The 14,442-nt window shown below is 59.0% G+C and carries 16 protein-coding genes and 1 tRNA gene; 13 read left to right on the top strand and 4 right to left on the bottom strand.

Features of this window, described 5'->3' with window-relative positions:
* The first annotated feature begins 29 nt into the window (after positions 1 to 29).
* The 13 genes from hisD (at position 30) to GS614_RS06270 (ending at position 7,232) form a co-directional block, all read left to right on the top strand.
* Positions 30 to 1,331: a histidinol dehydrogenase gene (gene hisD, locus GS614_RS06330; protein WP_171168756.1), complete on the top strand. Its 1,302-nt coding sequence runs from the start codon at positions 30 to 32 to the stop codon at positions 1,329 to 1,331.
* A 98-nt stretch (positions 1,332 to 1,429) separates the two neighbouring features.
* Positions 1,430 to 1,909 (top strand): UPF0262 family protein, encoded by a 480-nt coding sequence (locus tag GS614_RS06325; RefSeq protein ID WP_171168754.1) that lies wholly within the window; start codon positions 1,430 to 1,432, stop codon positions 1,907 to 1,909.
* Positions 1,910 to 1,912: 3 nt separating this feature from the next.
* Complete coding sequence (locus GS614_RS06320) at positions 1,913 to 2,365, top strand: low molecular weight phosphatase family protein (protein WP_171118521.1); 453 nt, start codon at positions 1,913 to 1,915, stop codon at positions 2,363 to 2,365.
* Between the two features lie 2 nt (positions 2,366 to 2,367).
* Positions 2,368 to 2,766, top strand: a complete 399-nt coding sequence (locus GS614_RS06315) for a ketosteroid isomerase-related protein (protein ID WP_171168752.1) — start codon at positions 2,368 to 2,370, stop codon at positions 2,764 to 2,766.
* Positions 2,759 to 3,352, top strand: coding sequence for a GNAT family N-acetyltransferase (locus GS614_RS06310; protein ID WP_171206173.1), 594 nt, complete (start codon positions 2,759 to 2,761; stop codon positions 3,350 to 3,352). Before GS614_RS06315 ends, GS614_RS06310 begins: the two co-directional genes overlap by 8 nt.
* Positions 3,353 to 3,415: 63 nt before the next feature.
* Positions 3,416 to 3,685 (top strand): DUF4242 domain-containing protein, encoded by a 270-nt coding sequence (locus GS614_RS06305; RefSeq protein WP_152458857.1) that lies wholly within the window; start codon positions 3,416 to 3,418, stop codon positions 3,683 to 3,685.
* 67 nt (positions 3,686 to 3,752) lie between these two features.
* Entirely contained in the window at positions 3,753 to 4,628 is an 876-nt protein-coding gene (locus GS614_RS06300; protein ID WP_171725749.1) for a carbon-nitrogen hydrolase family protein, read from the top strand.
* 91 nt (positions 4,629 to 4,719) lie between these two features.
* Positions 4,720 to 4,938: a translation initiation factor IF-1 gene (gene infA, locus GS614_RS06295; RefSeq protein ID WP_005978431.1), complete on the top strand. Its 219-nt coding sequence runs from the start codon at positions 4,720 to 4,722 to the stop codon at positions 4,936 to 4,938.
* A gap of 11 nt (positions 4,939 to 4,949) precedes the next feature.
* Positions 4,950 to 5,528: a nucleoside triphosphate pyrophosphatase gene (locus GS614_RS06290; RefSeq protein WP_171725748.1), complete on the top strand. Its 579-nt coding sequence runs from the start codon at positions 4,950 to 4,952 to the stop codon at positions 5,526 to 5,528.
* Positions 5,525 to 6,547, top strand: coding sequence for a ribonuclease E/G (locus GS614_RS06285; RefSeq protein WP_171168744.1), 1,023 nt, complete (start codon positions 5,525 to 5,527; stop codon positions 6,545 to 6,547). Before GS614_RS06290 ends, GS614_RS06285 begins: the two co-directional genes overlap by 4 nt.
* Positions 6,544 to 6,726, top strand: a complete 183-nt coding sequence (locus GS614_RS06280; RefSeq protein ID WP_152458850.1) for a DNA gyrase inhibitor YacG — start codon at positions 6,544 to 6,546, stop codon at positions 6,724 to 6,726. The genes GS614_RS06285 and GS614_RS06280 overlap by 4 nt, the downstream gene beginning before the upstream one ends.
* Before the next feature lie 79 nt (positions 6,727 to 6,805).
* Positions 6,806 to 6,880 (top strand) — tRNA-Phe (locus GS614_RS06275).
* A gap of 61 nt (positions 6,881 to 6,941) precedes the next feature.
* Complete coding sequence (locus GS614_RS06270; RefSeq protein ID WP_216601093.1) at positions 6,942 to 7,232, top strand: DUF6538 domain-containing protein; 291 nt, start codon at positions 6,942 to 6,944, stop codon at positions 7,230 to 7,232.
* A gap of 98 nt (positions 7,233 to 7,330) precedes the next feature.
* Here the strand turns inward: GS614_RS06270 and GS614_RS06265 are convergent, their stop codons facing one another.
* The 4 genes from GS614_RS06265 to GS614_RS06250 are packed head-to-tail and all read right to left on the bottom strand — an operon-like array spanning position 7,331 to position 14,439.
* Positions 7,331 to 9,991, bottom strand: a complete 2,661-nt coding sequence (locus GS614_RS06265; RefSeq protein ID WP_171725747.1) for a nitrate reductase — start codon at positions 9,989 to 9,991, stop codon at positions 7,331 to 7,333.
* Complete coding sequence (gene nirD, locus GS614_RS06260; protein ID WP_170713628.1) at positions 9,991 to 10,323, bottom strand: nitrite reductase small subunit NirD; 333 nt, start codon at positions 10,321 to 10,323, stop codon at positions 9,991 to 9,993. The genes GS614_RS06265 and nirD overlap by 1 nt, the downstream gene beginning before the upstream one ends.
* The gene (gene nirB, locus GS614_RS06255) at positions 10,320 to 12,755 is read right to left on the bottom strand and encodes a nitrite reductase large subunit NirB (RefSeq protein WP_171725746.1); all 2,436 of its coding nucleotides are present in this window, start codon (positions 12,753 to 12,755) and stop codon (positions 10,320 to 10,322) included. Before nirB ends, nirD begins: the two co-directional genes overlap by 4 nt.
* A gap of 4 nt (positions 12,756 to 12,759) precedes the next feature.
* The gene (locus GS614_RS06250; protein ID WP_171232773.1) at positions 12,760 to 14,439 is read right to left on the bottom strand and encodes an ABC transporter ATP-binding protein; all 1,680 of its coding nucleotides are present in this window, start codon (positions 14,437 to 14,439) and stop codon (positions 12,760 to 12,762) included.
* Positions 14,440 to 14,442: the final 3 nt, after the last annotated feature.

The raw sequence follows: 14,442 nt of genomic DNA, 5'->3' as shown, positions 1-14,442 counted from the left end.
CCGTGGCGCAACGCCCGGAGTGCCAGATCATGCCCGTTTTCCTTGACGCCACATCACCCGACTTCGAAACCGCCTTTCAGGCCCTGCTGTCTGCCAAGCGCGAGGACAGCCCGGATGTGGACGCGGTTGTGGCGCAGATCATCGACGATGTCCGCAACCGGGGCGACGCGGCGGTTATTGAACTGACCGCGAAATTCGACCGGCTGGAGCTGACACCCGAAACGCTGGCCTTCAGCGCGCAGGAGATCGCAGACGCGGTGGCGCAAGTCGGGGCCGAAGACCGCGCGGCGCTGGAACTGGCCGCCGCCCGCATCCGGGCCTATCACGAACGTCAGATGCCCAGCGACCAAAGCTGGACGGATGAGGCCGGGGCCACACTGGGCTGGCGCTGGTCAGCCGTTTCAGCCGCCGGGTTGTATGTGCCCGGCGGGCTGGCTTCATACCCGTCTTCGGTTCTGATGAACGCCATCCCGGCCAAGGTGGCGGGGGTCGAACGGCTGGCCATCGTTGTGCCCACGCCGGACGGGCTGGTGAATCCACTGGTTCTGCTGGCCGCGCAACTGGCGGGCGTGGACGAGGTCTATCGCATCGGCGGCGCGCAGGCCGTGGCGGCGCTGGCCTATGGCACCGACACTATCGCGCCGGTCGACAAGATCACCGGGCCGGGAAACGCCTTTGTGGCGGCGGCCAAACGGCGGGTGTTCGGCAAGGTCGGCATCGACATGATTGCGGGCCCATCGGAAATCCTGGTCATCGCTGACAAGGACAACGACCCCGACTGGATCGCGCTGGACCTGCTCAGCCAGGCCGAACACGACGAAAGCGCGCAGTCGATTCTGATCACGGATGATACCGCTTTTGGCCAAAGCGTCGCGAAGGCGGTCGAAAAACGCCTCGAAACCTTGCAGCGCCGCGCCATCGCCGGGGCCAGCTGGCGCGACTTCGGCGCCATCATCACCGTCCGTGATCTGAACCAGGCTGCAATCCTGTCGAACCGTATCGCCCCGGAACATCTGGAGCTTTGCGTCGCAGACCCGGTGGCGCTGAGCGAAAAAACCATCCACGCCGGGGCCATCTTTCTGGGCCAGTACACGCCCGAAGCCATCGGCGACTATGTCGGCGGTCCCAACCACGTGCTTCCAACGGCCCGGTCCGCGCGGTTCTCGTCCGGGCTCAGCGTGATGGATTTTCTCAAACGCACCACGCTCAGCCAGATGACCCCCGAGGCCCTGCGCGCCATCGGGCCCGCCGCTGAACAGCTGGCGCAATCAGAAAGCCTCGAGGCGCACGGCCTTTCTGTCACAGCGCGTCTGAACCGCCTGAATGGCTGAAATGATGCAAAGACCGGACACATATGGCTCTTCTCTGCGTTGCCGACTGGATTCCGTTGATATAGGTCTGTGCTGACAAAAGGATTGTAGCCATAACGATGACCCGCATTTCGCATATCGAACTGGATGACCGAAACCTGCCGCCGCCGACCCCTGAGATCGAGCAGGAACGCAAGGTTGCCATCTATGATCTGCTGGAAGACAACAGCTTTTCGCTGCCCAATCGGGATGACCGCGTCATTCCTGATGGGCCTTACCACGTGCAACTGTCGATCCGCGACAAACGGCTGGTCTTTGATATCGCGACGGAAGAGGATGAAAAAGCCGCCGAATTTCACCTGTCGCTTGGCCCGTTCCGGCAGGTGGTCAAGGATTACTTCCAGATCTGCGAAAGCTATTTCGACGCGGTCAAGTCGCTGCCTCCCAGCCAGATCGAGACCATAGACATGGCCCGCCGCGGCATCCACAACGAAGGCAGCCGCGTGCTACAGGAACGGCTGGAGGGAAAGGCAGAAGTGGATACCGATACCGCCCGGCGCCTGTTCACGCTGATCTGCGTGCTGCATTTCGGGGGCTGACGGGTGAAGCCTCTGCCGCAGTCGGTCCTGTTCTGTTGCGACCACAACTCGGTTCGATCTCCGATGGCCGAGGGGCTGATGAAGAAGTTTTACGGCACGGGCACCTATGTGCAGTCCGCAGGCGTGCACAACGATCTGGAAATTGACGGGTTCTGCATCGCGGCTTGCCACGAGGTGGGTGTGGAACTGTCCCGTCACCGCTCGCGGTCCTTTGACGAGATGCAGGAATGGGGCGACGATCTAAGCTCGTTCGATCTGGTGGTGGCGCTTTCGCCCGCCAGTCAGCGCCGGGCGCTGGAACTGACCCGGGTTTTTCACCTCGATGTCGATTATTGGCCAATAATGGACCCTACCGGGTTGGGCGAGACCCGCGAAGAAAAGCTACATCACTACCGACAGACCCGCGATCAGATCATCAAACATCTGAAAGACCGCTGGGGCGAACCTACGGAGTGACCATGAACCAGACCGTCAAAACCTATTTCGAAGCCTTCAATGCCGGTGACGTGGATGCCATGCTGGCTTGCCTGTCCGATGACGTGGCCCATCACGTGAACGAAGGCCAGATCCGCATCGGCAAGGACAAGTTCGCCGCGTTCTGCGCGCACATGAATCGCTGCTACAAAGAAAACCTGACCGACATCGTCGTGTTCGAAGCCGAAGGCGGCACCCGCGCAGCAGCCGAATTCATCGTCAACGGAACCTATCTGGAAACCGATGACGGCCTGGCGGATGCGCATGGCCAGACGTACCGCCTGCCTGCCGGTTCGTTCTTCGACCTGAAGGATGGCAAGATCACCCGCGTCACCACTTTCTACAACCTGGCGGACTGGACCAAGCAGGTTTCGAATGGCTGAGGTCACCGGCGTCCGCCCCCTGACCGGAGCGGCACTGGAAGCCGCCCTTGATGACGTTGCCCGGCTGCGGATCAAGGTATTTCACGCCTGGCCGTATCTTTACGATGGCGACCTGGAATATGAACGGAAATACCTGCAATCCTACCGCGACAGCGACAAGGCCATCGTGGTGGGCGCATTCGACAACGACCGTCTGATCGGCGCGTCAACCGGCGCCCCTCTGATCGACCACGCCGAAGATTTCGCGGCGGCCTTCGAGGGCACCGGGCTTGACCTGCATGACATCTTCTATTGCGCCGAATCGGTGCTGTTGCCCGACTATCGCGGGCAGGGTGTCGGCCACAGGTTCTTCGACGCCCGCGAAGCACACGCCCGCAGCCTGGGTTTCACCAAATGCGCGTTCTGCGGCGTGCAACGCCCGGCAGATCATCCGATGCGGCCCGACAATTACCGCCCGCTGGATGCCTTCTGGCGCGCGCGGGGATACACGCCTTTGCCCGGTGCGATCGCACAGTTTTCGTGGAAAGATATCGGCGAAGAAGGCGAATCGAAAAAACCTCTTCAGTTCTGGATCCGGGATCTCTGAACGCCAAACGCAGAAAAAACTCCCGAATCATGGTAGTGTTGGGTTTTCTGTGGGGGAATTGCCATGAAACGCTATGTTATCGAACGCGATCTTCCGGGTGTCGGTTCCATGTCCGGTGACGAACTGTGCGGCGCGTCTGCGAAGTCGAACGAAGCGCTGGCGCAAATACCCGGCGTGCAGTGGGAGCATTCCTATGTTGCTGGTGACAAGACCTTTTGCATCTATCTGGCCGAGAGCGAGGACGCGATCCACAAGCATGCGGAACTCAGCGGGTTCCCGGCCAACACGATCACCGAAGTGACCACGATCATCGATCCGACGACCGCAGGGTAATTGGGCTGTACTCCGGTCTGCGTCCGCGACTAAGGTCATGCGAATTTGACCGCACGGGGACGCTGCCATGAAAGTCGCAACTGCCGCCTATAATCTCGACTGGTTGGATAGCTGGGCACAATACGAAGACAAGCTTGAGGGGTGGGTGTCCCAGGCCGCAAGGCAGGGGGCCGAATTGTTGGTCTTTCCCGAATACGGCGCGATGGAGCTGTCGACCCTGGACGGGGCCGAGGTTGCCGGCGATCTGGAGCGGTCGATCCGGGCCGTGTCCGACCGGATGGAGGATGTACAAAACCTGCACATCCGCCTCGCCAAGACGTACAAAACCTACATTCTGGGTGCGTCCGCGCCGGTTGTTGATGGAACCGGGCGTCCGGTGAACCGCGCCGCCTTCTACGCGCCGGATGGCAGTTTCGACCATCAGGACAAACAGATTATGACCCGGTTCGAACGCGAGGATTGGGACATCGCCCCCGGCGGTCCGCTCAAGCTGTTCGACACCGCGCTGGGCAAGATCGGTGTGTTGATCTGTTACGATAGCGAGTTTCCGTTGCTGGGCCGCGCACTGAGCGAGGCAGACCTAATCCTTGCGCCATCCTGTACCGAAGCGCTTTCGGGTTACTGGCGCGTGCGGATTGGCGCAATGTCAAGAGCTTTGGAAAATCAATGCGTTACAGTCATGGCCTCGCTGGTCGGGAACAACGAATGGTCCGAGGCGGTGGATATGAACACCGGGACCGGAGGCGTCTTTGGCCCGCCCGACAAGGGGTTTCCGGCCACCGGTGTGCTGGCCGAAGGCACTTTGAATCAGCCGGGCTGGACCTATGCGGATGTCGATCTGTCAGCCATCGCTGAGGTTCGCGCAGACGGTCACGTGCTGAACCGAACCCATTGGGAGGAACAGGCCGCCCGAGTCGAATCGGTCACAATATCCGCTCTTTAGGTGATTCCGCCCTTGAAATAAGGCCGAAATAGGCTCATTTAAGCGCACACCCCCGCAGATTCTGCGGGTGCAACGTAATGATGGAGACAACATGGCCAAGGAAGATACGCTCGAATTTCCCGGTGTCGTGAAGGAACTCCTGCCTAATGCGACGTTTCGGGTCGAGCTGGAAAACGGCCATGAGATCATCGCACATACGGCAGGCAAGATGCGCAAGAACCGCATCCGCGTTCTGGCCGGCGACAAGGTTCAGGTCGAGATGACCCCATATGATCTGACCAAGGGTCGGATCAACTATCGCTTCAAGTAACGCCTGCCGCAATGGCGTTCATTCTCGGATCGGGCAGCCCAAGACGGCTAGACCTGCTGGACCAGCTTGGCGTGCGGCCCGATGCCATTTGCCCTCCTGACATCGACGAAACGCCTTTGAAGGGCGAGCTTCCGGTTCCGTATTGCCACCGCATCACGCGCCAAAAAGTGCAGGCTGTTCAGGCGGATAGAGGTGACGTTACCCTCTGTGCAGATACCACCGTGGCCTTGGGGCGTCGGATTCTGGGAAAGCCCGAGGATGCGGGGCAGGCGGCGGAGTTTCTGCATTCCCTGTCTGGTCGTCGTCACCGCGTGATCACCTCGGTTGCGGTCCGGCGCGGAGACCGTGTGCTGCAGCGTGATGTCGTCTCACAGGTCAAGGTCAAACGTCTGTCGGATGTCGAGATCAACGCCTATCTGGCGACCGGAGACTGGCGCGGCAAGGCAGGCGCCTATGCGATTCAGGGGGCCGCAGGGGCTTTTATTCCATGGATTTCGGGGTCGTTTACCGGCATCGTCGGCCTGCCCCTGTCCGAGACCGCAGCCTTGCTGCAAGGCATCGGCTATCCACTGTATCGAGAGGCATCATGAAAGGTCGCACCATTGTTCTGGACCACATCCAAGGCCGCGAAGCGGCTGCGCTGATGGTCGACGGCAAGTTGGATGACTTCTTGATCGCCACAGACGCACCCGCGCCCGGCACGATCTACCGCGCCCGCGCTGACCGCCCGGTCAAGGGGCAGGGCGGAATGTTCCTGACCACGCCAGATGGCCCTGCGTTCCTGCGACAAGTCAAAGGCTTGGGTCCCGGCGCCCTGTTGTTGGTACAGGTCACCGGCTTTGCAGAGCCCGGCAAAGCCATACCGGTGAGCAATCGCATCCTCTTCAAAAGCCGCTATGCGATTGTTACGCCGGACGCTCCGGGCCTGAACATTTCGCGCAGTATCAAGGACGAGGACACACGAGATCAACTGCTTGAAATCGCGCACGAGCAGATGGGTGACAGCGCCTATGGATTGATCCTGCGCTCCTGCTGCGCGGGTGCGGATGCCGAAGAGATCTCGGAAGACATCTCGGCCATGTTAACGCAGGCCGAGCAGGTGATGAATGACGACGGGACCGAGCCTGAACTTCTCAGCGAGGGTGACAGCCCCCATATCCTTGCCTGGCGCGACTGGACCGACCCGGCCGAAGTCGTGACCCAGGCGGGCGGGTTCGAAACCCACGGCGTTCTGGATGCGCTGGATACGATGCGTGGAGCGTCCGAGCCTTTACCGGGCGGAGGGTATCTTTACATCGAACCCACACGCGCATTGGTCGCCGTGGATGTGAACACCGGAGCGGACACCTCGCTCGCGGCGGGCACCAAGGCCAATTTCGCCTGCGCCAAGATGCTGCCCCGTGCTTTGCGCGTACGTGGGCTGGCTGGTCAGATTACGCTGGACCTCGCGCCCATGCCAAAGAAGGATCGCCGCGGGTTTGAATCCGCTTTGCGTGCCGCGTTCAGATCAGACCCGGACGAGACGATTCTTGCAGGCTGGACCCCGCTGGGCCACTTTGAATTGCAGCGAAAGCGTGGTCGCGTTCCCGTGATGGAGATCCTGAAATGAGCTGCCCGATTTGCGGTGCCGAGACCGAGCAGAAGTTTCGTCCGTTTTGTTCCAGGCGCTGTGCGGACATTGATTTGGCCAAGTGGCTGAACGGGTCCTACTCGGTTCCGTCGCAGCGCGAAGAGGACCTTGAAGTCGAAGATGACACGCAGGACTTCACGCCAAAGCGACCGCATTGAAAAAATGTAAAAAAGCCTCTGGACACCGCTGGTAGCAAGTCATAGAAGGCCCCCACCCAACGACGAACGTCGTTCCCGTGCCCGGGTAGCTCAGGGGTAGAGCAGTGGATTGAAAATCCTCGTGTCGGTGGTTCGATTCCGCCCCCGGGCACCACTTCTTCAGGTAAACCCTTGGTTTCACTCCAGCTTTTAACAGCAGGTTGGAGCCGTAGACCATGTCAGAGACCATTTCGCCCAAGTACACCTTCGTGAAAGAGGGTGTTTTTTACTTCAGCCGCCGCATCCCCAAGGAGCTTTGCCGCTACTACTCTTCTTCTCGGATCGCATTTTCTTTGCGTACTCACTCGGCAAACGTAGCGGCGACGAGAGCAAGAAGAGCGGCTGATCAACTGGATGAGTATTGGTTTCATCTGAGGTCGCAGGACACGAAATTGCTCAGTAAGCATATATTGGCGCTTGGAGCGCAGGACGACGCCATCCTTCCACCGGATTGCCCGAACCGGTGAATCACGCTCAACCAGGTTTTGGGTCTCGAGTGGACGGAAACCGCTCCTACCTTGATAACCAAACAAAACCGACCGCTGTCCAGCTCCAAAACCCGGGTCTATCCTAACTGTTCTTGCGAGAAACTCTTCGGTGTATTGCGGTTCAACTTCGAATGCTCCGCGACCAATTCAGCCAACTCTGGCCGGCATGAACCGCAGTTTGTTCCAGCTTGAAGGGCATCTCCGATATCGTCCACATTGATTAAACGTTTGTCGCGAATGGCGTCGATGATGGTTTTTAGTCCGACCCCGAAACACGAACAGACAATTGGTCCACAGTCTTCAGAAGCAGCAGATGACCGGCCAGACAGTATCTGAATGAGCGAAACCTCAGGCAAACTTGCCAAATAGTCTCGCATCAGAATGATAGGTTGGCGGGAGACGAAAAGCGCTGCCAAGAGGCGCTGTCCGTCTGACAGCGCGATCCTATGCGCGCCGCGCTTGGGGTCTTCGATTGAAGTCACCATGGCATCAGGTAGTCCAAACCACTCGCGGGCTTTGTGTTCCCAATCGTCGATGTCCTGCTTCCCTGCCAACTCCATCCTGTAGCCTTTGCCCGTTTTGCTCATTGCCCAGTATTCTGCCGTAGGCGAAGCCGCATCGACGGAAATGGCGAAGCCGTACCAGGAAGCATTCAGACGCCGCACAGAAACAGCCGTCGCCTTGCTTTCAGGCTGTCCAGATATCGGATCAGTCACACTTGGAACAAGCGCATCCACACGGGCTGAAGGTGCCGTTTCACCCGTCCAGTGAATTGGTGCGAACACTTGCCCGGGTGCGACAGCTTCCGAGATTCGCAGGCGAAAGACACCGCTTCCAACTGAGCTGTCGAGTTGGACCAAATCTGCGGCGCTAAGGCCCAACCGATCAACGTCTGTTGGATTCATGTCAACATAAGGTTCGGAAAGGTGGGCTGATAAACGAGGCGACAAACCTGACCGTGTCATGGTATGCCACTGATCCCGGTTTCGCCCTGTGTTTAAAAGAAACGGGAATTGTGCACAGGTTTCCACTTTGGGCGGCTTGTGAGAAACCGGAACAATACGCGCTTTGCCATCAGGATGAAAAAACTGTCCATCGCCAAAAAACCGCTTGTCGGTCGCACCAAGTGTCGTTGGCCATTGTGTGGGGCTCAGCGCATCATAGTCTTCATCCCCAACGTCGGACAACTCGGTAATATTGAAGTCCTTGCCAAAAGACGCCGCAAGTGAGGTCATGCTCGCGTATTCTCTGAAAATCTGCGCCGGAGACTCGTAGTTAAATGCCTCTTCCCAACCCATCCTACGGCCGACCTCGGCCAAGATATCCCAGTCCGAGCGGGCTTGCCCCGGAGGGCTCAAAACGGCACGTTGTCTGCTTATCGTGCGATCTGAATTGGTTACAGTCCCCGATTTTTCTGCCCATCCCGCCGCTGGCAGCAGCACGTCTGCGATACGCGCGGTATCTGTCCGCGCGGTAAGGTCGCTGACAACTGTAAATGGGCAGTTTTCGATAGCTGCGCTCACTCTGTCCGCGTCCGGCATGGTAGCCGCAGGGTTGGTGTGGATGATCCAGAGCGCCTTGATCTGACCGTCTTCGATGGATCGGAACAGATCGACCGCTTTTAATCCTTGCCTCCGAGGGATGTTGGGCGAATTCCAAAATTGTTTAACCGCCTGACGATGGTCCTCGTTTTCTATGTCCAGATGGCAAGCGAGCGTATTGGCCAGACCACCCACCTCTCGACCGCCCATGGCGTTAGGCTGACCTGTGACCGAGAACGGCCCCATCCCTTCGCGACCAATTCGACCGGTGGCCAGATGGCAATTCAAGATCGCATTGACCTTGTCGGTACCGCTGGAAGACTGGTTTACACCCTGACTAAAGACCGTAACGACCCGCTCAGTACCGATCCACAAGTCGCAAAACGCCACAATCTCAGATGGGCTGAGCCCCGTCTCGTCAGGATCGTCAAGCTGCGCCAGTTCGAGGGCTTCAGAGAACCCATTGCTTCGTTCCAGGAATTCGGCGGATACATGGCCGGTGTGGTGAATTCTGCAAAGCAATCGGTTGAAAAGCGCTACGTCGCTGCCTGGCTTAAGCGGCAGATGAAGGTCCGCCTGATCACAACTCGCTGTGCGGCGCGGGTCAATGACCACGATCTTCGTGCCATGCGCCTGACGCGCCGCCATGACCCGCTGATAGAGAACGGGATGACACCAGGCAAGGTTTGAACCAACCAGCACAACTAAGTCAGCGTGATCCAGATCTTCATAAGTTCCGGGCACTGTATCGGTTCCGAAGGCGCGTTTATGCCCGGCTACAGTTGACGCCATACACAACCGCGAGTTGGTGTCGATATTGGCTGAGCCGATGAAGCCTTTCATCAACTTGTTGGCAACATAGTAATCCTCGGTCAGCAATTGGCCCGAGACGTAAAAAGCTACGCTGCCCGGTCCGAACTCTCTGATCGTGGCCGAAAAGCGATCGGCAACCAATTGCAGTGCGTTATCCCAACTGGTGTCCTGGCCGAACGCGCGTGGGGCCAACAACCGGTGGTCTAGACCCACGGTTTCGTCCAAAGCCAACCCTTTCGAGCATAGACGCCCGTAATTCGCCGGGTGGTCCGGGTCGCCTCGCACTGTCAGACCACCGGCACCATCGGGGCGCAAAAGAACACCGCAGCCGACGCCGCAATAGGCACAGGTTGACCGGACCTCTGGCAGGCCAGTTCCGTCCATCAGGCCGCACTCCGCCGGGTGACGGCGCTGTCGTCAAGCAGGATGCGCCCATCTTCCAAACGTACGGGGTAGGTGGTGATGCGACCATCATCTGCGCCCTGAGCCTCGCCCGTATTCAAGTCGAAAACCCAGTTGTGCAGCGGGCAGGTGACCGACTGGCCGTGGACGATGCCTTCAGACAAAGGGCCACCCTTATGGGGGCAGCTATTGGTTGCGGCGTACACTTCAGCCTCAGCAGTACGGAATACGGCGATGCAGCCGATATGGGTTTTCACCAACCGCGCCCCGCGTAAGGGAACCTCGTCGATATGTCCGATGTCGATCCAGCTCATTCCGCTGCCTCCAGTGTGAAATCTGCAATCGGCGCGTAGGTCTGCGCTTTTTCTTTGACGTGTTCGGCCCACGGGTCTTTACGGTAGATGCTTTGCGACAGCTCGAACCTGGCGACCAAGGCGGTGCGGTTTTCAAGGTCGTCCACGACCTGAGCTTTGACCCAGTCCATGCCGACCTTGCCTAGCCATTTATACATTCGATCCAGATATTTGCCGCCTTCGCGATAGGCTTGCGTGACGGCCATCACCACCTCAATCGCTTCGCCTTCGGTCTGGACCTGGCACAGCAATTCGGTCTCTTTCACGTCCATACCGGCGGCCCCTCCGATACTGATCTGATAGCCTGAGTCCACGCAGACAACGCCGATATCCTTGCAAGTCGCCTCAGCGCAGTTGCGAGGACAGCCCGACACGGCCAGCTTCAGCTTATGCGGAGTCCAAGACCCCCACAGGATTTTCTCAAGCTTGATGCCGAGGCCGGTGCTGTCCTGCGTGCCGAACCGGCAATGATCGGTTCCGACGCAGGTTTTGACCGTCCGCAGGCCCTTGGAATAGGCGTGACCCGAGACCAGACCGGCCCTGTTCAGATCCGACCAGATCGCAGGCAGGTCTTCACCCTTCACGCCCAGCAGATCGATGCGTTGGCCGCCGGTGACCTTTACGGTTGGCACGTCGTACTTGTCGGCGGCGTCGGCAATGGCACGCAGTTCTTCGGGGGTGGTGATCCCGCCCCACATGCGCGGCACGACGCTGAACGTACCGTCTTTCTGAATATTCGCGTGTTTGCGTTCGTTAACGAAGCGGCTTTGTGGATCATCCTGATAGTCCAGTGGCCAATCCGCCAGCAGGTAATAGTTGATCGCCGGGCGGCAGACATGGCAGCCGTTAGGCGTATTCCAGCCGAGTTCCTGCCAAACAGCCGCCTGACTTTTTAGTTCTTGGCCCTTGATCAGACGCCGTACATCCTCATGCGTCAGGTCGGTGCAACCGCAGATCGGTTGCGCCGCTGGCATCTGGAAGTCGTCACCCAATGTGACCTGCAACACCTGTTCCACCAGCCCAGTACAGGTGCCGCAGGACGCACTGGCCTTGGTACTTGCCCGCACCGCGCCCAGATCGCCAGCCCCTGAATGGATCGCCTCGACAATGTCGCCTTTGCATATGCCGTTGCAGCCGCAAATCTCCGCCTCAGGCGGCAATGCTGCAACGGCTGAGAGAGGGTCCGCGGTGTCGCCCCCCTGGTAGGCCGGGCCAAAGATCAGCGTCTCACGCATGTCTTCGATGCTGGTGCCATCCTGGATCAGGCCGAAAAACCAGCCGCTGTCGGCCGTGTCACCGTACATGACAGCGCCGATCAGACGGTCCTGTTCGATCACAAGACGCTTGTAGACGCCCCGCGATGGGTCGCGGAACACGATATCCTCACGCCCCGGTCCATCTGCGAAATCGCCAGCGCTGAACAGATCGCAGCCGGTGACTTTTAACTTCGTTGAAAGAGTTTTTTGCTCAAACGCGGCCTCTTTATCCAACAAGGCATGCGCCGCCACTTTCGCCTGATCGTAGAGCGGCGCGACAAGACCAAAGACCTCTCCGTTATGCTCGACGCACTCACCCACAGCGTAAATATCCGGATCTGAGGTCAACATTTGGTCATCCACATGAATGCCACGCCCGGTGGCCAGACCGGCCTCCTGCGCCAGCGCTGTATTGGGACGGATGCCAACGGCCATGACCAGCAGATCACAGGGCAGCTCGGTCCCGTCGTCCAGCAAAAGTGCGCGGACCTTGCCATCTTGCCCAAGGATTTCCTTGGAGTTCGCCTGTAGGCAGATCTTGATTCCTTTGTCTTCCAGCGACTTCTTCAGCAGGTAGCCTGCGGCTTCATCCAACTGACGCTCCATCAGGTGGCCCATGATGTGCACCACGGTGACGTCAACGCCGTGCGCGGCCATGCCCGCCGCAGCTTCAAGCCCCAGCAAGCCGCCACCGATCACGACGACCTTGTTGTCGGGGCCCATGCCCATCATCTGCTGGGTGTCTTCCAGGTCGCGATAGGCGATGACACCGTCCAGATCATGACCGGGCAGGGGGATGATGAACGGGTTCGACCCAGTCGCGATCACCAGCTTGTCGTAGGGAAGGTGTCCGTGCTCGCCCTCGACAACTTTCATCTCGCGGTCGATCTTTGCAACTTTCTCGCCGAACCGGCAAGCAATCCCCCGCTCGGCGTACCAGGCGTCATCATGTGTGACGATCTCTTCATAAGTCTTCTCACCCGACAGAACCGGGCTCAGCATGATGCGGTTGTAGTTCCCGCGGGGCTCGGCGTTGAACAGGGTGATGTCGAACGCATCCGGCGCGGCGTCGGTCAGGTGTTCTAGCACCCGGCCCGAGGCCATGCCTGCGCCGATGACAACAAGTCTTTGTTTCATGGTTTCACTCCGCTGCAATCGCCTTGGGGGCGGGTGTTTTTGGCTTGGCGCCGTGTTCGTATTCTTCGAGGAAATCGAGGACCTCCTGCCGGTAGGCGTAGTAGTCCGGATGCTCCAGCAGCGCTTTGCGGGTGCGCGGGCGCGGCAGGTCGACCTTGGTGATCTTGCCTATGGTCGCTTGTGGGCCATTGGTCATCATCACCACGCGATCGGCCAGCAGGATCGCCTCATCCACGTCATGGGTCACACAGATTGCGGTGACCTTGGTGCGGGACCAGACCTCCATCAACACTTCCTGCAATTCCCAGCGGGTCAGACTGTCGAGCATCCCGAAGGGCTCATCCAACAGCAGCAGCTTGGGTGATAGGGCAAAGGCGCGTGCGATGCCGACGCGTTGTTTCATGCCGTTCGACAGGTCGCTCGCGGATTTGTCCATCGCATCGGCCAGACCGACGCGTTCCAGATAGTATTCAACGACATCCTGACGCTCGGCGATGCTGGCCTTGGGATAGACTTTGTCGACCCCGATCGCGACGTTTTCCTTGGCAGTTAGCCATGGGAACAGGTTGGGGGATTGGAACACTACGGCGCGTTCTGGATCAGCCCCCTCGACATGACGACCATCCAGCTTGATCGCGCCCTTCGATATATCGTTCAGCCCCGCAGCCATGGTCAGAACCGTAGATTTTCCGCAACCTGAATGGCCGATCAGCGAGATGAACTCGCCCTTATCGATCTTCAGATCGAAATCCTCAACAACGGTCAGGGGGCCCTTGGGCGTCGGGTAGACTTTATGAAGCTGTGAAAAGTCGAGGAAACGGCTCTCGATCATCCCTTTTTGTGCCTCGGCCACCGCCGTTGGCACTCCATGGATCGGTGTAACATCGGGCAGGATGCGCGAGCCTTCGACCTTGGCTTCGATCCCCACATCCATCAGGTATTTGGTGACGTCGGCGCGTAGGCGCTTGAACGTCTCGTCGTTGTTCATAGCACCGCGTTCGCGAGGGCGCGGGATCGATACGCGGAATTCCTGGCCCAACGTACCATCGGGGTTCAGAGCGATGATCCGGTCGGCCAGAATGATCGCCTCGTCCACGTCATTGGTGATCAGAACGCAGGTCTTTTTGTCGGCCTCCCAGATATGTTCGATCTCATCCGCCAGATTGGCACGGGTGAGCGCGTCGAGCGCCGACAGAGGCTCATCCAACAACAAAACCTCGGGGTTCATCGACAAGGCACGCGCCACGTTGACCCGCTGACGCATCCCACCCGACAGTTCCGCCGGGCGGCGCGTGGCAGCATGGCTGAGACCCACCATCCGCACATAATGCGCGACCTTCTCGGCCTTCTCAGTCTTGCCGAGCCCCGGAAAGACCGTATCGACCGCCAGCCCCACATTGCCGCTGACCGTCAGCCAAGGCATCAGTGAATAGTTCTGAAATACTACGCCACGTTCCGGGCCCGGCCCCTTGATCGGAGTTCCTTTGAACGTGACCTCTCCGCTAGTTGGAGTATCCAGACCGGCCATGAGGTTAATCAGGGTCGTTTTTCCGGTGCCGGAAAAGCCGAGGATCACCAGAAACTCGCCCTTCTGCACGTCCAGATCGATGCCTTTCAGCACATCCGTGCGCGCGGCGCCTTCACCGAAGGATTTCGTGACGTTTTTGAAGCTCAGTATGCTCATCGC

It is taken from the genome of Ruegeria sp. HKCCD6604 (assembly GCF_013110635.1).
Taxonomy (GTDB): domain Bacteria; phylum Pseudomonadota; class Alphaproteobacteria; order Rhodobacterales; family Rhodobacteraceae; genus Ruegeria.
The sequence above is the reverse complement of the archived record's forward strand: the minus strand, read 5'-3'. Positions and strand labels throughout refer to the sequence as shown.